A 19,937-nucleotide genomic window follows, 5' to 3' on the forward strand; every position below is an offset into this window, starting at 1 on the left:
TTATTTATCAGAATTTGATATCCAGTCCAAATGCAAACGTAGCAGCATTCGGATAGTTACGGCCTGCGATCGCGTTGTAGTTGGTCATGTCCAGTTTATCATCGAATTGTGTAAACTCAGGATCAACGCCAATGTCGCGGAAGCGGCGCGGTGTAAACGTCAGCAGGTTCTGGCTGGTAAAGTATACACGTGCGCTTTGCAGTTTCACGGCACCGGTTACTGACTTAGGCAGTGTATAACCCAGTTGCAGGTTCTTTAAACGCAGGTATTTGGTATCAAACATCCAGTAGTTGGAATAAGCAAAGTTGTTCGCATTCGCAGTACCAATGGTCAGGCGCGGATAAGTGGCGTCCGGGTTAGTTGGCGTCCAGCGGTCCAGGTGTTGCACCATGGCGTGGTCTTCGTTGTTGTGGAACGCTTCCACGATATCGCCGCGCAGGTACTGGCTACGTTTGCCCACACCCTGCCAGAACATAGTGAAGTCGAACGCTTTGTAGGTTACGTTGTACGTAAAGCCATACGTGTAACGCGGGAACGGATTACCAAATACATACCGGTCGTCTGCATCAATCACACCATCTTTATTCCTGTCGATATACTTGACGTCACCTGGCTGTACCTGCTGGTTGAAGGCGAATGGTACTCTTGGTGCATTTTTGATATCGTCCAGGTTCTGGTATAAGCCATCTGATTTATAACCAAAGTAAGAAGCGATCGGGAAGCCTTCACGAATGATGTAAGTAAGGTCCGAACCGCGGATAGACTCCTGTCCGAACTTGATCACCCTGTTCAGGTTATCGGAAAGGTTAGCGCTGATGTTGTGGTTAAACTTACCGGTACGGGCGCGGTAGCTTACTGCCAGCTCCCAACCTTTGTTTTCCACTTCACCCACGTTCTGGATCGAAGAGCCGATACCAGCGGTACCAGGTACTACCTGTGCGAGGTAAATGCCGGTGGTGCGTTTATTAAAGAAGTCGTAAGAAACGGTTACTGCATTGTTGAACAGGTCCACATCCACACCATAGTTGCTCATGGTAGAGATCTCCCACTCCAGGTCCTCGTTAAAGGCGGTGAAGTCTGCACCCGGGTTACCCGTATTGTTGAACGGATATTTACCCTGCGACAGGTTCACACGCGCCAGGTAGTTGAATCCACCAATGTTAGAGTTACCCACTTGTCCCCATGAATAGCGGAGTTTCACGTTACCAAAACGGTTCCTGATATCTTCCAGGAATGCTTCGTCCGTTACACGCCAGCCGAGTGAAAAGGCCGGGAAGAACTGCCAGCGGTGGCCGGGAGCCAGTTTGGAAGAACCATCGTAACGCCAGGTAAATTCCGCGAGGTATTTATTGTCGTATACATAGTTCGCCCTGCCGAACAGCGAGTTGAGCGCGTACAGGTTTGGATTTGTGATATCGTTGTAAGTACCGATCCTGTCATAGTTGAAAGTACCATCCGCATTCGGGATGTAACCACCGCCGATAGTCCAGTCATTGTCCAGGTTGGTATTGCCCATGCGGGTAGCACGCATGCCATAGAACTCATTCTGGGCATCGCTACGCACACCTACCTGGCCTTTCACGTAATGTTTGCCAAAAGTATTTTCGTACTCGGCGGTAGCATATACGTTCGTGGTCAGATCTTTATAGGAAGATGCGGAATACTCGTTATACATGGGCGGGTTGGCCGTTGTATAATAAGGTGCATAGCTGTATTTGTTCTGACGGCTGGAGTTCGTGTTGATCGTGTAATTACCGGAAGCATTGAAGTTAATCTTAAAATGCTCGATCGGTGTAATGGTGATATCGATACCACCCAACAGGTTATCGCGATCGGTACGATTGTAACCACCATATTCCAGCTGCGCGAACACGTTGTTACTGTTCAGCGCAGGTACTACATAATTGCCGAGGGAATCTTTGATCTGGTAGATACGGGGCGTACGCATCGCATCGCGGATCAGGAAACCGATATCAGCTCTTTGTTTATTGAAGAAAGACTTGCTGTACGACAGGTTTACGCTGGCTTTCACCCATTTGCTCAGGTCCAGCGACACGTTCGCGCGGGCGTTGTAACGTTTGTAGTTCAGGTCCATATCGTCTGGCAGGTGTTTGTTAGCCAGCATGCTTCCCTGGTCGATGTAACCGAGTGACAACAGGTAGCTGCTGTTTCGGCCACCGCCTGTTACGCTTAAGTTATGGTTTTGCTGCGGCGTGTAATCACGGATCATTTCATCCAGATAACCCGGTTCGGAGCCACGTTGCTTCCAGGCGGCGATGTCGGTTGGCGCATACTGTGGTGTTTTACCAGAGTTCACGAGCGCTTCGTTTTTCAGCGTCATGTACTGCCAGCCTTCCATCTGGCGGGGCAATGCGGTTGGCATCTGCCAGCCGTACATACCGTTGTAACCAACCTGTGGTGGCTGATCTTGTTTACCTCTTTTGGTTGTGATATACACCACACCATTCGCTGCCTGCGAACCGTAGATCGCCGAAGATGCCGCATCTTTCAATACAGAAATGCTTTCTACGTCATACGGGTTCAGGTTCTGCAAACCCTGCGTGCCAGACTGCACACCATCGATGATGATCAGCGGAGCGTTGCCGGTTAAGCTACCCACACCACGAATATTCATCGTCAGCGGAGCACCTGGCTCGGCAGTGTTCTGCTGCAGCGTAAGGTTGGGCGCTGTACCCTGCAATGCCTGGAACATGTTGCTCACCGGCCTGCCTTCGATATCTTTCGAGGAGATAGTGCTGATCGCAGCTGTCACCTGTTGTTTACGCTGGGAGCCGTAAGCGGTGATCACCACCTCGTTCAGTTCTTTGTTGTCGTTACCCATTACTACCGTCAGGTTGGTACGGCCGTTAATGTCGATTTTCGCAGGCGCAAAACCTACAGAAGTACATAACAGCGTACCATTCATTTCGGTGGATGGGATATTGAGGGTAAAGTAACCTTCTTCATTGGTAACAGTACCAAGTGTAGGCTGACTTTGCAGGCGTATGTTTACTCCGGGAATGCCTTCACCGCCATCGCTCACTACCCGACCCTTAACGGTCACGTTCTCCTGCTGTGAGTATGTGGCGGCGGGTACGTTTCCCTGTTTCAGGATAATTTTATCGCTGATCATTTCGAAGCGGATGTCCAGCGGGGAGAGTACCATTTCCAGCACTTCTTCCAGCTTTTTGTCCTTTACGTTCAGGGTAATTTTTTGTACCGCGCTGATGTCGTCGTTCGAGAAAACGAAGACGTAAGGCGTTTGTTGTTCAATCTTTTCCAGTATCTCGGCCAGCCGGGCGTTTTTCACCTGGAGGCTGATACGTTTTTCAAGTGGCTTGCGGGTGTCTCTTTCCTGTTGCTGAGGAGCCTTACCGCGAATAGTATTGGCGGCATAGGTGTTCTGCGCCTTCAGTTCGGCCACGCCCAGTGTAAGCAGGCAGGCCATAAACGTGGAACACAACGAACGGAAAAGCCCCATGATCGGTAGCGGTCTTTTCATAACGTTTTTACAGTTGAATTTTAATTTGCGTTTAGTTTCTCTGTTGAAATGTAATTGGTGTTGACTTTATACTCATCTATTGTGGTAACATATTATTCACTGATTAATACCAGACTGTCTGTAATACTGTACCGGAAAGGCTTTGACCGGGCGAGGTAATACAGGATGTCCTGCAGACTGTTATCCTTAAATGAACCGGTTAGTCTGAAGCTGCGCGGTTCTTCCGATTCGAACTTCACTGTTTTGCCAAATGTTCGTTCTAATTCCAGGCAGATATCTTCGAGGGCTACGTCCTTGAACACCAGGCGGCCTTCTGTCCAGGCTTTTTCATCTTCGGCGGATGTTACTTCTTTGGTAAGATCGCCGCTTTGCTGTCGGTAGGTTACTTTTTCATCCGGCGTTATCAGGATCGTATCCGGCAGCCCGTCCGCACTACCATACCGTGGTATAAAGGCCACTTTGCCCGTAGTAACAGAGGTTTGCACCGGTTCGTTCTCATACGCACGCACGTTAAACGAAGTGCCTAACACTTTTACAATACCCTGCGACAGGTGTACAACAAAGGGCCTGTCTGCCCCGGGTGCGACATTAAAAAAGGCCTCACCGGTGAGGTATACTTCACGGCTATTTTTGCCAAACACCGGTGGATATTGGAGTTTGCTATCTGCATTCAGCCATACTTTACTACCGTCCGCCAGTTCGATCACCGCGCGGGTAGCTTTACCATTCTGGCGACTCAACCAGTTCACCGTGTCCGATGGTGCATTAAGCGCCAGTTCGTTGCGCACATGGGCACGTGGCCACATCATCACCGCCGTTACCAGCACACCGGCCACCAGGGCGGCCGCTGCCATCCATTTCCAGCGAAGTTTGCGAACAGGTGTTTCTTCCCGGCCGGCGCGAATTTTCAGCAAGGTGCGTTCCAGCGCCTGCTCGGTGTTGGCAGCAGAATGTACCGAGGATGCCGTAAAATATTGCTGCAATAACTGGAACCTGGCCCGCAAGTCGGCGTCGTTCCGCAACAGCTCGTCCAGCTCGCGCAATTCCTCCGCAGTGGCTTGTCCTGCCAGCTTCCTGGCAACCAGTGAAATGAATTGTTCTTCGTTCATCATATAATTTGAGCGCTGTTGTCCGTAATAGGACAGGCAGAAAAGAGAAATTACTTACAAAGGCTAAAAAAAAGTTTATACCCAGCATTGTGCGAGTGCCAGCAGTAGTATAATTGGTGGATTCGTTTTGCGGGAGCGGGTATTTAGTAACGGTGCCACGGCTTCGTTCAACCGGCGGATGGCCCGGAACAACTGGGTTTCTACCGTGCGTGGAGAAATATTTAAGATGGCTGCCACGTCCTTATATTTAAACCCGTCTTCTTTGATCAGTTTAAATATGCGGCGGCACTGTTCGGGCAGGCGGTTGATCTCCCCATCCAGCTTCACCTGCATTTCTTTCCACTCCATATCCTTTTCCGGATCAGCCGAGGCGCTGAGCTGGGCCAGGCCACTGTCTATCGGGGTAATGCGGAGGGAAGAATATTGCTCGAGGTAATTAAGCGAGTGATTTTTAACGGCGACGAAGAGGTATACTTCCAGGTTATCCACGTTCATCAGTTCTTCGCGGCGGTTCCATACTTTCACGAATACATCCGACACGATCTCCTCTCCTGCTTCATGTGAGCTGGTGTACTGCACGCAGAACCGGAGCAGCCGGTCGTATAACAGCCTGAACAAAGCCGAAAAGGCCTGCTCATCTCCATAGCGTGCAATCTGAATCTGCAATTCCCTGATATGATCCGAATGGCTGGAACTCATCGCATTTATACTCTCTTTCACGTGGTTAAGTATAGGCAAACGGAATATTGGCCGCGTCCGCACTTAGGACAGCGAAAATGGGGAAATTACTTACACCGCAAAAAAGTTTTTTTTGAATGGCAGGCTAAAAACGAGCCGTTAGCAGGGTTAAGGATGAGTGCAAATATTTAATTATCAGCTATAAATAAATAGCTGGATAAGTTATACTGCTAAAAAGCACATACACATTGCTACTGGTTTGACAATCGATTGAGACCAGGATCATCCATATAATTTCTCTAAAAGGCACGCGTTCACCGGATTCGATGAACGCGTGCCGAAATGTTAGCCGGCTATTTACCAGCGCGAACCTGTTCCACCAACCGGAACACCGCACTTGCCGGCACCGCCAGGGTGCTGGTACGGCTGTAGCGTGCAATATTAATTCCTTTGAAATGTCCGTTCACATCAAACACCGGTCCGCCGCAAGCTTCCGGCTGCAGGATGGCGTCGTGCGCAAACACGGGATCGAGGCCGTCACGGCGATGGCTTTTACCACCGGGAAACGATTCCGCCGGGTGACCAGAAGCTGGTTGTGCCGCCTTTTCGGTGAGTACGATACGGCTGCTGAAGGTGCTGTCGTTTCGTTCTACCGCAACGGTGAGCGTATCACCGGGCCAGTATCGCTGCAACTCGTTGCCATAGTTTTCGGGCTTATCCATCACCACCTGGTTGATCGACACGATCCTGTCTCCCACTTGCAATCCGGCCAAAGCCGCCGGTGAATTAGCACGTATGAAGCTAATCTTCACAGCACCAGGTTTATAAGGCACGGATGCGCCGAAGAAGCCGGCGCTCAACACTCTTGGCAGACTAAACGCCTGGTTGCTGGCAACACTCATCACACCGGCTTGTTCTGCGCGGGGAGAAATGAGGAGCTGACCGATACCGGCTGCCGGTTCACCAGTGTTTATTTTCACGCCACCTTTAACCGGCGTTTGCATTTGCAGCAACACGAGGTCTGTCAGTTTATCGCGGCGAAGCACTTTCGCGTCCAGCTTACGTTTATTGTAAAACACTTCGGGCGTATCGCTTACCTGTGAGCTTTTGCTGACGATGTAACCGCCCTCCAAAATAGCACCCTGTGCTTTTCCTTTGCTACTGCTGATGGATACACAGGACTGACTTAGTTTCGCATCCACCGAAGTAAATGCGCCTTTTAACTGCGGCCATGGCTGGATATCTGCGGCCTGTTTGTCCGCATCTACCTTATCTTCCAACGTGGGGAAAGCATTGAATTTCTTTGCTTCTTTCAGCGCGGTGAAGTATTTGCGATACAAATCAACCGGTATCTCGAAGTTAAACTCCTCTGTGTTCCATATCGCACTGTGCAAACCAATTACGCGGCCCAGCATGTCAAATAAAGGACCGCCAGAGTCGCCGGGTTCCATAATGCAGGTAGACTGTATAAAACCTTTTTCGTTGTGCAGGGTAACGATGTGACCAAAACGCAAGGTCGGCAACGGCTGGTTCAGGCTTTCGGGATAAGCGATGCTTACACAGGGCACGCCTTCCTTTAATGAAGATGAGTACCCGATTTCCGCGAAAGGCCATACACCGGGTGTAACGATCTTCATCATCGACACGTCGGGCACAGTGCGATCATCTGCCATCTCGATTTTACCCAGCGCCTGCGCGATCGCCTGTTTCCCATCGGGGAACATCACGAGGTACGTTTGTCCGGGTGTGGTCGTATGAGCGGCGGTAAAAATGTAACCATCGGCGCTCACCACCACGCCGCTGAACTGGGCGCTCATCTGCTGGCGGGTAGTTGTATCGAAACCCCACATCCGCACGCTGGCCGGGTATGCTTTTTCCAGCACCGTGGCCATGGCGGCATCATATCTCTTTACATCGAATTGTTGGCAATAGGCGGAGGCTGTCAGCAATAACATGCTAAGCCATAATAATCCGGATCGTTTCATGTACGGGCTTAGTTAGCGAATACTTCTTTCAGTTTCTCGTTCAGCTTTTCGCCTCTTACATTGTCGGCAATGATTTTACCGTCTTTGTCGATCAGGTAGCAGGCGGGTACGCCACGCACACCGTACAGGCGGCCTACTTCATTGCTCCAGCCTTTCAGGTCGGATACATGCAACCATGGTAAACCATCGTCTTCGATCGCTTTCAGCCACAAGCTTTTATCCGAGTCCAGTGAAACGGAGAGGATCTCGAAACCCTTGTCTTTATAAATCTTGTATTGTTTCAGCATGTTCGGGTTCTCGGCGCGGCAAGGGCTGCACCAGCTGGCCCAGAAGTCGAGCAGCACTACTTTACCTTTCAGGCTGGCGAGTGATAAAGGTTTGCCGTTCAGATCATTCTGTGTAAAGGCTGGCGCAGGCTGACCCACTTCTGTAAGTTTAACAGAAGCCAGGCGTTGCTTTAATTCGCGGCCCATGTCTGTATCTTTCAGTTTAGGCGACAGCGCATTGTACAAAGGCGTCATTACCGCTACGTCAGGCTTCATACCGCCTGTTTCGGAGAGTGCCACTAAAGCGAAGTAAGAGTTCGGATTGTTTTTCGCAAACTCCAGTTGCTTTTCGGAACGTTTTTTACGCAGGTTCTCCTGCTTTGCGTTCAGTGCGGCCATAAACTCGTTATCGCGCTTGTCTTCGGGCGACGCAGCTGCGTATTCGTCCTGGTACTGCTTGGTGAGCTCCATAATAGAACCACCAATCGCTTTATTGTAAGCGATGTGTTCATCGTATACTTTAGAACCGGTCACCTTTGCGTTCGACAAAGAATCTTTGGAGGAGAACTTTATATTTTCTTCTCCAAAATAGAAATAGATAACGTCGGCACCCGGCGAGTAAATAGAGAACGGTTTGCCTTTGCCTTCGTGGTCGAGCGACATACGTGCGCCGGCGCGCCCGGTAAGCTTGCCGGAAAAAGTAAACTTACCGTTTACAACAACGGCAGAGTCGGTGTTGCCGCCACCACCATCGCTGGAGTAATCGATATAAACCTTGGCGGGAGCATTCAGGTTGCCGATATTACCTGTAAGCGTGAATTTGCCTGATTGGGCAGAAGCGAGTGCGGGCACAAGCATGGTTGCCATTAAGATGCGTGTCATCATGCTGATGATTAGTTTTCTGATTGATGAAAGATTAAGTTGGCTATACGGCGGCAAAAATTCACCGGCTCATAAAGATAACAAAGGGAAAGATCCACACCTGTTAACATAACCTAAAGGAGATTTCCCCAAAAAACTTATCGCCGTTCATCATAAAAAAAGACCGGCCATGACGACCGGTCCCGAAAACTTTAGAGGAACATGCCGCCCGAGGCCTCCAGGCGCTGGGCTGTTACCCATTTGGCGTCGTCGCTGCAGAGAAAGGCGACCACATTGCCGATATCGTCCGGCAATCCTACCCGGCCTAAGGCGGTTTGAGAAGCGATGTGCGCATTCACCTGCTGGTTATCGCGCACCACACCACCGCCGAAATCTGTCTCTATCGCGCCCGGAGCGATCACGTTTGCCCTGATCTTACGGTCGCCCAGTTCCTTGGCCAGGTAACGTGTTAACGTTTCGATGGCGCCTTTCATGGAGGCGTAGGCCGCATATCCAGGCAGGCTGAAACGGGCCAGACCCGTAGAAACGTTCACGATCGCGCCGCCGTCTTCCATTACCGGCAACAACTTCTGGGTAAGAAAAAACACCCCTTTAAACTGGATATTCACCAGGGTATCGAACATCTCCTCGGTCGTTTCCATAAAGGAGGCATGGATGCCGATACCTGCGTTATTTACCAGGTATTGAAAGTTCGCCGAACCGAATGTATCGTTCAGCGTGGCTTTAAAGCTGGCTGCGAAGGCGTCGAAAGACTTCACCTCGGCTACGTTTAGCTGTAATGCCGCAGCTTTGCGGCCCCGGCTGCGAATGTCGGCTACCACGGCTTCGGCTTCTTCCTTTTTGCTATTGTACGTAATCACTACATCTACCCCAGTCGCCGCAAGGCTTAAAGCCATCTCTTTTCCCAATCCCCGGCTGCCGCCAGTTACCAGTGCAATCTTATTTACTGCCATATGTTTCGTTTTTGTTGATGCAAAACTAGACCGCCCGTCCGCCAAAAAATGGTGATAGTTTAAGTATTTTGAAACTGCATGTTTCAGCACCACGGAGACAATAATTGCGGCTTTATACAGGATTTCGTGTCAAAAACTGCGCCTTTTTGCGTTTTTGGATAAAATAAAGTATGTTTGTAAACAGCCAAAATCAGTTACGGTTATGCTTAAAAAGGAGCGGCAATCATTTATACTGCACCAGGTAAACCTGCACAATAAAGTTTTATCGGTCGACCTCAGCCAACAGATGAGCGTGTCGGAGGATACCATCCGGCGCGACCTGAACGAAATGGCGAAGCAGGGCAAACTGATAAAGGCCCACGGCGGCGCGCTGTCAAAGTCGTTCCATCTTTCTATCGCCTCAGACCATGTGTATGCGCTGGACAGCAAGAAACGTATTGCCACAAAAGCCTGCAAACTGATCAAAGACGGCATGTTCATCCTCACCTCGGGAGGCACCACTATTATAGAACTCGCCAAATCATTGCCGCCGGAGTTAACGGCCACGTTTATTACCGTTAGTGTGCCCGCCGCTTACGAGTACATTCATCATCCTAATATAGAAGTCATTTTCATCGGCGATAAGATCTCCAAAAACTCGCAGATCGCGATTGGCGGCAGCGTGGTTTCGCGCATTAAAAGCATACGGGCCGACCTCTGCTTCCTGGGCACCAACGCCATCGATATCAATAATGGTCTGACCGACAATGACTGGGAAGTGGTAGAAGTGAAAAAAGCCATGCTGGAATCGTCGGACCGGGTAGCTTCGCTGGCCATCAGTGAAAAACTGAATACGGCGCAGCGGATCAAAGTGTGCGAGATATCGGGGATTCATACGCTGGTAACGGAACTTAACCCGGAAGAGGAGGTGCTGCAGCCTTACGCAGCAGCCGGGTTAACGGTGATATAAGCATAACATTTCCACGTAAGGAACGTTCCTTTAATAATCTGCTATATTTACAGGCAAGAGCCAAACTTAAATAACTAAGATCCATGATGTCACCAGTGTTGCTATTCTCACTCGTTATCGTTTACTTTCTATTGTTACTGGTCGTAGCCTGGTTTACTTCCCGCAATGCTACCAACGATTCTTTTTTTATCGGCAACCGCGGCTCCAACTGGATGCTGGTGGCTTTCGGCATGATCGGCACCTCACTGAGCGGCGTAACGTTTGTGAGTGTGCCCGGCACGGTGGGCATCGAATCGTTCTCTTATTTCCAGATCATTATCGGTAACCTGATAGGATACGCCGTGGTGGCCTATGTACTACTGCCGGTCTATTACCGGATGAACCTCACTTCCATCTATAACTATTTACAGAACCGGCTCGGCTTTGCCTCTTATAAGGCCGGCGCTTCGTTTTTTATACTCTCCCGCATATTGGGCGCCACCGCGCGTTTGTACCTGGTGGTGAACATCCTGCATGCCACCATCCTCCAAAACTTTAACCTGCCTTTTTGGGTAGGCGCTTTGGTGATATTGTTGATGATCTTATTATACACGTTCGAAGGCGGTGTGAAAACCATCGTATGGACCGACACCCTGCAGACTGCCTGTATGCTCATCGGCCTGCTGGTTTGCGTGTGGTACATTCTTTCCCGGCTGGACATGGGGCTCATGGAGGGTGTGCAGGCATTATCCGATAAAGGTTATTCGAACATCTTCGTAACCGATCCCGCCAGCAAGTTTTTCTTCCTGAAACAGATTGTGGCGGGCGCATTTATCTCCATCACCATGACCGGTATGGACCAGGAAATGATGCAGAAGAACATCAGTGTGAAAACCCTGAAGGATTCGCAGAAAAACATGATGACGTTCGCGGTAATATTTATGGGCGTGGTACTGTTGTTCCTCTTCCTCGGCGGATTGCTGCACTTATTTGCGGAATCGGCCCCAATGAAAGCGGCGCTGGCCAACGTTAAAGGTGATGCATTGTTCCCTACGATTGCGCTACAACATATGCCTGCGGCCATCTCTGTTATCTTTATTATCGCACTCATTTCCGCCCTGTTCCCCAGTGCAGATGGTGCCATCACTGCCCTTACTTCTTCCTTTTGTATCGACATCCTGGGCATTCAACGAAACCCGGCGCTTGACGATAAACAGAAAAAGAGGACCCGGCAAATCGTACATCTTGGCTTTGCCGCACTGTTCCTGTTATTCGTGATGGGTTTTAAATGGATGAACAATCCGAGCATGATCGGGTTAATATTAAAGATTGCAGGCTACACGTACGGACCACTGCTCGGGTTGTTCGCCTTCGGCATCCTGACCAAAAGGACCGTGCAGGACAAACTTGTTCCGGTAGTTGTAATCGTATCCCCCATCCTTTGTTTTATTTTAGATAAATACCAGAAACAGTTATTCGGCGATTTCCAGATCGGGCTGGAGCTGTTGTTTATCAACGGGCTTATTACCTTCCTTGGGTTGATGCTGATACCCGGAAAACCACAGGAGCTGTCATTAAAAGGAAACTGAAACAGGTGAACATGAAACAACAATTTGTAAAGATAACGGAACAGTCATCCCCCTACCATCATCTGGAAAAAATGAGCGTAGGCGAATTGCTGACGAACATTAATAACGAAGATGCGGGCGTACCCGGTGCTGTAAAAAATGCCATTCCGGCGATAGAAGCCTTTGTATTAGCAGCCGCAGATAAAATGCTCGCCGGCGGCCGGCTCTTCTACCTCGGCGCTGGCACCAGTGGCCGCCTCGGTATACTCGATGCTTCTGAATGTCCGCCCACTTACGGCGTACCCTTCGACCTGGTAATCGGTATGATTGCGGGCGGCGACAAGGCCATCCGCAGGGCCGTGGAAAACGCGGAAGATGATACCCAGCAGGGCTGGAAAGACTTGCAGCAATGGAACATTACCGATAAAGACGTGGTGATAGGCATCGCGGCCAGCGGCACCACGCCTTACGTGATCGGCGCGTTGAAAACCTGTCGCGAGCAGGGTATTCTGACGGGCAGCATTTCCTGTAACCCCGGCAGCCCGGTGAGCGAAGTGGCCGACTATCCCATCGAAGTAGTAGTTGGGCCTGAGTTTGTAACCGGCAGTACCCGTATGAAAAGCGGCACCGCCCAAAAACTCGTTTTGAATATGATCTCTACCTCGTTGATGATACAGCTGGGCAGAGTGGAAGATAACAAGATGGTGAACATGCAACTCACCAACGAAAAGCTGGTAGACCGCGGCATCAAGATGTTGATGGAAAAAGCTGCGATCAGTGATTACGAGCAGGCGAAGACACTGCTGCTGCAACACGGCTCCGTGAAGAACGCGTTGAACGCTATCGGCGCCTGATAAAAGAAAGGACATGAACAAGGAGCAACTGGATAAAGTATTTGCAGAACTGGCACAACAACTGTCGGGCGACCTGTATTACAGCAACGACTCGCTTCACCGCACCGTATTAATGGCTTACGCCACCGATGCATCCGTATACCAGGAACATCCGCTGGGCGTAGCGCTTCCTAAAAACAAGCAGGACATCAGCCTGCTGATCAAAGCCAGCCAGCAACATAACATTCCCCTTATTCCCCGTACGGCCGGCACTTCCCTGGCCGGACAAGTAGTAGGACAGGGATTAGTGGTGGATGTGAGCCGCTACATGAACAAACTGCTCGAAGTGAACGTGGCCGAAAAATGGGTACGCGTAGAACCGGGCGTGGAGCGCGATGTACTGAACGAACTGTTACTCCCCCATAAATTATTCTTCGGTCCGGAAACGTCTACCTCCAACCGTGCGATGATCGGCGGCATGATCGGCAACAACTCGTGCGGCCTGCACTCCATGGTATGGGGCGCTACGCGTGATAATCTTATATCCGTGAACGCCGTTTTAACCAATGGCGAGGAAACCGTGTTTGGCACATTGCAGGCAGACCAGTTTGCACGTAAGCGGGCGCAAACGAACTTTGAAGGACATATTTATCAATCGATCCACAACATATTATCTGATGAAAGTAACCGCCAGGCCATTCATGATGGTTATCCCGCGAAAGCGGTAAGGCGGCGCAATACTGGTTATGCACTGGATGCACTGGCGGACACGCAGCCTTATGGCGGAGAACAACCTTTCAACCTCGCACACCTGATCGCGGGCAGTGAAGGCACCCTCGCATTTATTACCGAAGCCAAATTAAAGCTGCTTGATCTGCCACCCCAGGTAAACGGCCTCGTATGCGTGCATTGCAGCACCTTACGCGAATCGTTGCTGGTAAACCTCGTGGCTGTTAAACATCCCGTTACCGCTTCCGAACTGGTGGATGATGTGATTATGAATTTTACCAAAGATCACCCGGAACACCAGCAGAACCGCTTCTTTATTGAAGGCGATCCTGCAGCGGTCTTGATGGTGGAGTTTATGTGTAACAGCGAAGCCGAACTGGCAGCGCAAACTGGCGCTTTCATCAGCGAGATAAAATCCGCAGGACTCGGTTACGCCTATCCCCTGCTGCGCGGCCCGGAAATTACCAAAGCCTGGAACCTGCGCAAATCGGGCCTGGGCTTACTGCGTAATATTAAAGGAGACGCGCAACCCGTCAACCTCATCGAAGATTGTGCCGTAGCGCCGGAACATTTGCCGGACTATATACAAGACATACAGGAAACGCTGTCTAACCTGAACCTTAAAGCTTCGTACTACGCGCATGCCGGTGCAGGCGAGCTGCACGTGGAGCCGATCATCAACCTGAAAAGTGATGAAGGTAAGATCGTGTTCCGCACCCTACTGGCGAAAACCGCTGCCATTGTTAAAAAATACAAAGGCTCTTTAAGCGGCGAACACGGCGACGGCCGCCTGCGTGGCGAGTTTATCGGTTTTATGCTCGGCGAAAAGTGTTACGAACTTTGTAAACAGGTTAAACTGATATGGGACCCTGCCAGGCTGATGAACCCTGGCAAGATCGTGGATACACCACCGATGGACACCTCGTTCCGATTTAAGAAACTACCCAAAGGCCCAGGCGTTAAAACCCACTTCGACTTCTCGGAGCAGGGCGGCATTCTTTCTTTGGCAGAAAAGTGTTCCGGCTCCGGCGACTGCCGCAAAACCCATTTTGCCGGCGGCACCATGTGCCCCAGTTACATGGCTACCCGGTTCGAGAAAGACACCACACGGGCACGCGCCAACGTACTCCGGCAATTCCTATCCGCCGAAAACTCTTCGCAGGCTTTTGACCACGAAGAAATACAGCATGCGATGGACCTGTGCCTTTCCTGCAAAGGCTGTAAGGCAGAGTGCCCATCCAGTGTAGACGTATCGAAACTGAAAGCTGAATACCTGCAACAATACTACGATATTCACGGCACGCCACTCAAAGCCCGCATGATTGGCGAGTTCCCGGCATTGAACAAATTAGCGAGCATTGCCCCCGGGTTATACAATTTCGCATTCGGCAATAAAGCCATTTCGCGACTGTTCAAGGGCATGATGAATATGGCCGATGAGCGGGATGTACCTGCCATGCACGCCTTTACGCTGCGGTCGTGGTACAAAAAGTTCAGGCGGCAACAACACAGCCATCACCTGACATCCAAAGTTTACTTCTTCTGTGATGAGTTCACCAATTATAACGATGTAACCATCGGCATGCGCTGCATAGAACTGCTGACAGCACTGGGTTACGAGGTGATCATCCCCGAACATATTGAAAGCGGTCGCACCCACCTTTCCAAAGGCATGGTGAAACGCGCCAAGTCCATCGCGGCTAAAAACATTTCACTGCTCAGTAGCATTATCGATGATCCGTACCCATTAATTGGCACGGAGCCCTCTGCTATCCTCACTTTCCGCGATGAGTACATCGATCTGTTGACTGGTGAAGAAAAAGCAAAAGCTATTCGGCTCTCTAAAAAAGTGATGCTGTTCGAAGAGTTCATGGCCGCCGAGATGGATTTAGACAACATTCCTAAAGACCGTTTTCATAGTGAGCCGCGGCAGCTGGTTATTCATGGCCACTGTCATCAGAAAGCACTTTCATCTGTGAACTTTGTGCAAAAGGTATTGTCGTGGCCCGCGAACTATGAGGCCACTGTGATCAACTCCGGTTGCTGCGGTATGGCAGGTTCATTTGGGTTTGATAAAGATCATTATGAAACGTCGATGAAGATCGGTGAGCTGGTATTGTTCCCGACCGTTCGTTCACAGGCACCGGAAGTAATCGTAGCCGCCCCTGGCACCAGCTGCCGCCACCAGATCAAGGATGGCACGGGGCGCGAAGCATTACATCCTGCCGAAGTATTGTTCGAAGCACTGGTATCGAAAGATCCGTCGGACTATGCGCGGAAAGGTAGCTTCGCATCGATGGGAGAATAATTTAAGTCAACGCAGCATATGGGCCGCTTCCGTTTGGGGGCGGCAATGCGGCCAGTTCTTTCCAGTTACTCACTTCCGTATGGATGCCCAGCATACCGGCAGCCATGCTATACACATCCGCCGCCGTATGCCCTTCTTTCCGGAAATGTTGTATGGACGTGGCGCCTGCCGATTTCGACAACTTCTCTCCCGCCGCTTCCGTGATAAGTGCATGATGATAGAACGTACTATTCGTGAACCGGCTCCCCGGCAACAGCGTAGCGACAAACAATTGCGCCAGCGTGGAGGGCCACAAATCCCGCCCACGCACAATGAGATCGATGCCGTACAGCGCATCATCCACCAGCGAGGATAGCTGGTAGGCAGGAAAGCCATCCTTCCTGCGGATGACGAAGTATTGCATGTCTGCGGGCAGCGTGGCCTTTAACACACCATTATCATACGTATTCACCGTTAATTCGCGGCTATCCGTAATCAGCCTCCAGCTCACGCCAGGTGTGTCCAACGGAATATTCTTATGGAGGCACGTGCCCGGATACACGCCGTTTACACTTTCCCGGGCTATCTGCGCGCGCGAGCAGTTACAGGCGAAGACGTGCGGCTTCAGCTGTTCCAGCGCCTGTTCGTAGTGCCGCAGGCGGTGCAATTGCGAGTACGATTGTTGAAATTCGCTGGTGCTTCGCGGCCCTTCCGTCCAGGGAATAGCCAGGAAGCGCAGCGTTTCAAAGATATCATCGATGTATTTTTGGTCCGCCCTGTCGCGGTCCATGTCGTCGATGCGGAGTAGTGTTGCGGCATGGTGCCTGTCCGCCAGATCGGCCGTGATAGCGAACGAGAGGATGTTCCCCAGGTGGAGAAACCCGCTGGGCGTGGGTGCTATTCTTGTTTTATGGAAGGCCGATGCGGGGGACATTTTCAAAATTTATGCAAAGATTTGTTTTTTTGAATGAATTAAACATATATTTGCAACCCGGAATTACGGAATGGATCGGTAGTTCAGTCGGTTAGAATGCCGCCCTGTCACGGCGGAGGTCGCGGGTTCGAGTCCCGTCCGGTCCGCGAAAGGAAACAATCAATACTGATTGTTTCCTTTTTTTATGCTTGTAAAAGACTGATTAACAAGCTGTTACTTTTCAAATCACTTGGATGAAAAAGTGTTCCAATTTCCTGATTGATCCGGACGGAAAGATAATGGCGACTACACTTCACGGGGGAGGATCTGTTTAAAAAATGGATTCGATATTTAAGTAAAAGAACAGGTTTTAAACCTTAAACAACTAACAGAGAAAGCTGAGCCAGCCGGCATACTAACCGGTAACGCTCAGCTTTCTATATCTGATGTTACCCACGGCCCCGAACATCGACTTCACCGGTAACTCCTTCCGTAGCGGGCGAACTATTAAAACGCTAACCAACCCCGTCACCGACGGCATTTACCCGCTGTTTTGCCATAGCTATTGCCATATGTAACTTCTGCTTCAATAATTCCTTTGATGGTAATTCAAGAAGATATTGAGCGACATGTATACCGACAGCATCAAGTTCCAACAGCTCCACTAATTCATCATTTTTGTCGGCACAAAGAATTAGCCCGATCGGAGAAAGTTCATGAGATTGTTGTTCATATTTCGCCAGCCACCGAAGGTATAATTCCATCTGGCTCTTATGACTATGTTCAAACTTCCCCATTTTAAGATCTATAGCGACCAAACGCCTTAGTTTGCGGTGATAAAAGAGAAGATCGATATAGTAATCTGTATCGTCGATAGCGATTCTTTTCTGCCTTGCCAGAAATGCGAAATCATTACCTAACTCCAGAATAAATAACTGCAGCTGATATATAATGGCTTGCTCAAGATCGCTCTCATTATATGTATCCCGCAATCCAAGAAAGTCTAGTATATATGGATCTTTGAAAGTCAGATCGGCTGTCATTTCCTTTGTGCTCTGCAATAACTCCAGGTCATTCTTAATTACAAGTTCAGGCTTTTTACTGATGGCAGTACGCTCATACAACATAGAGTTAATTCGCTCCTGTAGCTGTCGGCTGCTCCATCCCTCATTTGAGGACATGGTAAGATAAAATTCTCTCTGAACGTTATTTTTCAGGTAGGAAATTGTTTTTATGTGGGTCCAGCTTAATTGTCTCCGCACTGCGGAGACAATTTGCGCTTCGGTAAAAGTCTCTGCACAGCGGAGACAATGTCTTAATGTTTTTTCATCCCAACCTTTACCAAACGCTTTCTGCAACGATATGGATAATTTCTTCACTATTTCCTTTCCATACCCGGCTCTTTGGTTCCCTAGTACGCAGGTGTTTAACTTACAGCCGATATTCCAATACAGTAACACGAGCTCTGTGTTAACTGTAATCAACACCTTGCGCCTGCTATCATTAATTATCTGAACTATTTCATCAAATAACACTTGCTCTTCTTTTATCAATTCATCCTGCATTTTCAGCGAATTGTATGGTGTATGTAGGGCATCCTGAACGGATACTGTCGAGATGGTTGCGAGAAGGTGTCAGCCTATGCCCGGGTTAGCGCAACACGATTAGCAGACGCGCTAAAAATTATTCAGCATATTAAACACATCCTGCTCCACAAATCCTGTGAACGCACAAAATTCCGCGATCGAAACAAACTGTCGTTTCTGCTTCCCCGTTCTCTCGCGGATCTTTGCCAGCAAACGTTGAGCGGTGCGGAGGTGAATACCGGCAATTGCAGCTGCCTCGCTGGCCGCAATTGCAATTCTTTTACATCGTTTCTCTTTCATTAAATATGGTTATTTTAGGGTAATTATTTACTGCAAACAAAAACAATTAGTTATTAACTCGATACAAGCAAGTCTCGTACAAGACAATTTAACTAACTGTAAATAAAGTACTTATTAGAAAACATTTTTCTCAGTTTGACGCTCGTTTTACCTCTCCCCTCTTCATCACCAACATGTTGATCATTGATAACAGTTTATCTTTTAAAGACTCCAGTGCAGTAGGCTTAAGGTTATAGTACGCCGTATTCAAACTATCGGCGCTCATTTCCTCCTGGCCTATCGTCGCAAAAACGCGGAAGCCGTTTCTATATCCTTTTTTTTATTATTGCTTTTGATAAAACCAGTATCTACCGCCATTCGTAGAAAACAAGCCAGTTCGAGCCCGGTCAGCCCCAGTCTCAGTCTTCCCTGGTCGGTCGGATCCGCGGCGGATGCGAGGTATAACGTCGCATGCTCATATTCGAAGGACTGTATCTGCAACCATTGCAGTAACTGTTTCCTCAGCGGCGGAGCATCATCGTCCGCAGCGTTCCTATCTCCATACCGGGCCATTTCGATCCGGTTGGTAATGATGCGTATCATCCTTCCACGTGCAAGGTCATCTCTTTGCTGCCCCAGCTTTCGGGCAATGCGGTCGCACAGGTACGTTACAAATGCCGGCGTATTCATATTGTGCAATGCCATCAGATCGTGAACATGCCGGCGCTGTAAACATGAAGAATGAGCAGCGTTGTCTATGATAGCATCCAGTACCCCTTCCATGTAAATCGCCTTTCTGTGTGAACAGGCTTTTCCAGCAACAGATGCTTTAACCCAGGTTTCGAGGGTATCCGCCAGGTGTCCCATATCGGCCATCAGCCTGGCCACCTCGCGCCATTTCTCTTGCAGACGCTCCTGGAAGATTAGCTTTTGCACATAAGGCATTGGCAGGTTATCATCGAAATATGGACTGAAGTCATCCCTCATTTCCGTCAAAAGGTTAACAAGTGAATCCGCTACTGCGTGCAGTACCTGCTCCTTTCGGGACGACATATCCATAACAGAGGTTTCGTCGAAATAAGGTGCCAGCCTGTTTGTAAGTTTTATAACACGCCGCTGGTAATATTGCAGCAACAGGGCACCGTGCTTGTCGTCCGCGCTATTCAGCACCGTGTCGGATAATTCATCGAGAAAAGCGCTGCAAGCCTCGTCAACTGCATCACGTACCAATTGTACCTGGTGACGGGGCGAACGAAAAGAACGTTTGAGGTGATCGGGTAAAGATTTAATAACGAGGTTTTCTAAAGCAACAAACGCTTGCTTCATAAGATGGTTTGGATTTTGGTTAATAAAAATGGTGATGGGGCGCTAATTGGAGTCGTGAGCGAATGTATGATTTTTTTGAGAAAAAACAGGCCGCCCACCTTAAGGGGCGGCCC

14 protein-coding genes and 1 tRNA gene are annotated in these 19,937 nt (G+C 49.6%); 5 read left to right on the top strand and 10 right to left on the bottom strand.

The features are described from left to right. Nucleotides 1-7 precede the first annotated feature (7 nt). The 6 genes from MKQ68_RS16570 to MKQ68_RS16595 form a co-directional block, all read right to left on the bottom strand. Nucleotides 8-3,502, bottom strand: coding sequence for a TonB-dependent receptor (locus tag MKQ68_RS16570; RefSeq protein ID WP_264280084.1), 3,495 nt, complete (start codon nt 3,500-3,502; stop codon nt 8-10). A 92-nt stretch (nt 3,503-3,594) separates the two neighbouring features. Next, the gene (locus tag MKQ68_RS16575; RefSeq protein WP_264280085.1) at nt 3,595-4,614 is read right to left on the bottom strand and encodes a FecR family protein; all 1,020 of its coding nucleotides are present in this window, start codon (nt 4,612-4,614) and stop codon (nt 3,595-3,597) included. A gap of 72 nt (nt 4,615-4,686) precedes the next feature. After that, nucleotides 4,687-5,331, bottom strand: coding sequence for an RNA polymerase sigma-70 factor (locus MKQ68_RS16580; protein WP_264280086.1), 645 nt, complete (start codon nt 5,329-5,331; stop codon nt 4,687-4,689). A gap of 311 nt (nt 5,332-5,642) precedes the next feature. Beyond that, a complete protein-coding gene (locus MKQ68_RS16585; protein ID WP_264280087.1) occupies nt 5,643-7,274 on the bottom strand; it encodes a trypsin-like peptidase domain-containing protein in 1,632 nt (543 codons plus the stop codon). Between the two features lie 8 nt (nt 7,275-7,282). After that, complete coding sequence (locus MKQ68_RS16590; RefSeq protein ID WP_264280088.1) at nt 7,283-8,425, bottom strand: TlpA disulfide reductase family protein; 1,143 nt, start codon at nt 8,423-8,425, stop codon at nt 7,283-7,285. A 188-nt stretch (nt 8,426-8,613) separates the two neighbouring features. Next, on the bottom strand, nt 8,614-9,375 hold the full coding sequence (locus MKQ68_RS16595; RefSeq protein ID WP_264280089.1) for an SDR family NAD(P)-dependent oxidoreductase: 762 nt from the start codon (nt 9,373-9,375) through the stop codon (nt 8,614-8,616). Between the two features lie 202 nt (nt 9,376-9,577). On the opposite strand from MKQ68_RS16595, the gene MKQ68_RS16600 reads away from it, so the two are divergent. The 4 genes from MKQ68_RS16600 (at nt 9,578) to MKQ68_RS16615 (ending at nt 15,741) form a co-directional block, all read left to right on the top strand. Continuing rightward, on the top strand, nt 9,578-10,324 hold the full coding sequence (locus MKQ68_RS16600) for a DeoR/GlpR family DNA-binding transcription regulator (protein ID WP_264280090.1): 747 nt from the start codon (nt 9,578-9,580) through the stop codon (nt 10,322-10,324). An 83-nt stretch (nt 10,325-10,407) separates the two neighbouring features. After that, on the top strand, nt 10,408-11,892 hold the full coding sequence (locus tag MKQ68_RS16605; protein ID WP_264280091.1) for a sodium:solute symporter: 1,485 nt from the start codon (nt 10,408-10,410) through the stop codon (nt 11,890-11,892). 11 nt (nt 11,893-11,903) lie between these two features. Next, complete coding sequence (gene murQ, locus MKQ68_RS16610) at nt 11,904-12,725, top strand: N-acetylmuramic acid 6-phosphate etherase (protein ID WP_264280092.1); 822 nt, start codon at nt 11,904-11,906, stop codon at nt 12,723-12,725. A gap of 13 nt (nt 12,726-12,738) precedes the next feature. Continuing rightward, entirely contained in the window at nt 12,739-15,741 is a 3,003-nt protein-coding gene (locus MKQ68_RS16615) for an FAD-binding and (Fe-S)-binding domain-containing protein (RefSeq protein ID WP_264280093.1), read from the top strand. A gap of 1 nt (nt 15,742) precedes the next feature. Here MKQ68_RS16615 and MKQ68_RS16620 read toward each other — a convergent pair whose 3' ends face one another. Continuing rightward, nucleotides 15,743-16,654 (bottom strand): glutamate--tRNA ligase family protein, encoded by a 912-nt coding sequence (locus tag MKQ68_RS16620; protein WP_264280094.1) that lies wholly within the window; start codon nt 16,652-16,654, stop codon nt 15,743-15,745. A 72-nt stretch (nt 16,655-16,726) separates the two neighbouring features. On the opposite strand from MKQ68_RS16620, the gene MKQ68_RS16625 reads away from it, so the two are divergent. Then, nucleotides 16,727-16,800, top strand: a tRNA-Asp gene (locus MKQ68_RS16625). Nucleotides 16,801-17,148: 348 nt separating this feature from the next. Here the strand turns inward: MKQ68_RS16625 and MKQ68_RS16630 are convergent. The 3 genes from MKQ68_RS16630 to MKQ68_RS16640 all read right to left on the bottom strand — a co-directional run bounded on the left by MKQ68_RS16630 (nt 17,149) and on the right by MKQ68_RS16640 (nt 19,824). Beyond that, nucleotides 17,149-18,198: a PDDEXK nuclease domain-containing protein gene (locus tag MKQ68_RS16630; protein WP_264280095.1), complete on the bottom strand. Its 1,050-nt coding sequence runs from the start codon at nt 18,196-18,198 to the stop codon at nt 17,149-17,151. 111 nt (nt 18,199-18,309) lie between these two features. Next, on the bottom strand, nt 18,310-18,519 hold the full coding sequence (locus MKQ68_RS16635; RefSeq protein ID WP_244840706.1) for a hypothetical protein: 210 nt from the start codon (nt 18,517-18,519) through the stop codon (nt 18,310-18,312). Between the two features lie 276 nt (nt 18,520-18,795). Beyond that, complete coding sequence (locus MKQ68_RS16640; protein WP_264280096.1) at nt 18,796-19,824, bottom strand: hypothetical protein; 1,029 nt, start codon at nt 19,822-19,824, stop codon at nt 18,796-18,798. Between the last annotated feature and the right edge of the window lie 113 nt (nt 19,825-19,937).

The organism is Chitinophaga horti (assembly GCF_022867795.2).
GTDB classification, from domain to species: domain Bacteria; phylum Bacteroidota; class Bacteroidia; order Chitinophagales; family Chitinophagaceae; genus Chitinophaga; species Chitinophaga horti.

What these genes read in the sequence shown, in the direction of transcription:
- MKQ68_RS16590 (WP_264280088.1), bottom strand. Translation starts at nt 8,425, where the DNA reads ATGATGACACGCATCTTAATGGCAACCATGCTTGTGCCCGCACTCGCT.
- MKQ68_RS16635 (WP_244840706.1), bottom strand. Translation starts at nt 18,519, where the DNA reads ATGAAAGAGAAACGATGTAAAAGAATTGCAATTGCGGCCAGCGAGGCA.
- MKQ68_RS16630 (WP_264280095.1), bottom strand. Translation starts at nt 18,198, where the DNA reads ATGCAGGATGAATTGATAAAAGAAGAGCAAGTGTTATTTGATGAAATA.
- MKQ68_RS16640 (WP_264280096.1), bottom strand. Translation starts at nt 19,824, where the DNA reads ATGAAGCAAGCGTTTGTTGCTTTAGAAAACCTCGTTATTAAATCTTTA.
- MKQ68_RS16570 (WP_264280084.1), bottom strand. Translation starts at nt 3,502, where the DNA reads ATGAAAAGACCGCTACCGATCATGGGGCTTTTCCGTTCGTTGTGTTCC.
- MKQ68_RS16615 (WP_264280093.1), top strand. Translation starts at nt 12,739, where the DNA reads ATGAACAAGGAGCAACTGGATAAAGTATTTGCAGAACTGGCACAACAA.
- MKQ68_RS16575 (WP_264280085.1), bottom strand. Translation starts at nt 4,614, where the DNA reads ATGATGAACGAAGAACAATTCATTTCACTGGTTGCCAGGAAGCTGGCA.
- MKQ68_RS16600 (WP_264280090.1), top strand. Translation starts at nt 9,578, where the DNA reads ATGCTTAAAAAGGAGCGGCAATCATTTATACTGCACCAGGTAAACCTG.
- MKQ68_RS16595 (WP_264280089.1), bottom strand. Translation starts at nt 9,375, where the DNA reads ATGGCAGTAAATAAGATTGCACTGGTAACTGGCGGCAGCCGGGGATTG.
- MKQ68_RS16605 (WP_264280091.1), top strand. Translation starts at nt 10,408, where the DNA reads ATGATGTCACCAGTGTTGCTATTCTCACTCGTTATCGTTTACTTTCTA.
- MKQ68_RS16620 (WP_264280094.1), bottom strand. Translation starts at nt 16,654, where the DNA reads ATGTCCCCCGCATCGGCCTTCCATAAAACAAGAATAGCACCCACGCCC.
- MKQ68_RS16585 (WP_264280087.1), bottom strand. Translation starts at nt 7,274, where the DNA reads ATGAAACGATCCGGATTATTATGGCTTAGCATGTTATTGCTGACAGCC.
- murQ (WP_264280092.1), top strand. Translation starts at nt 11,904, where the DNA reads ATGAAACAACAATTTGTAAAGATAACGGAACAGTCATCCCCCTACCAT.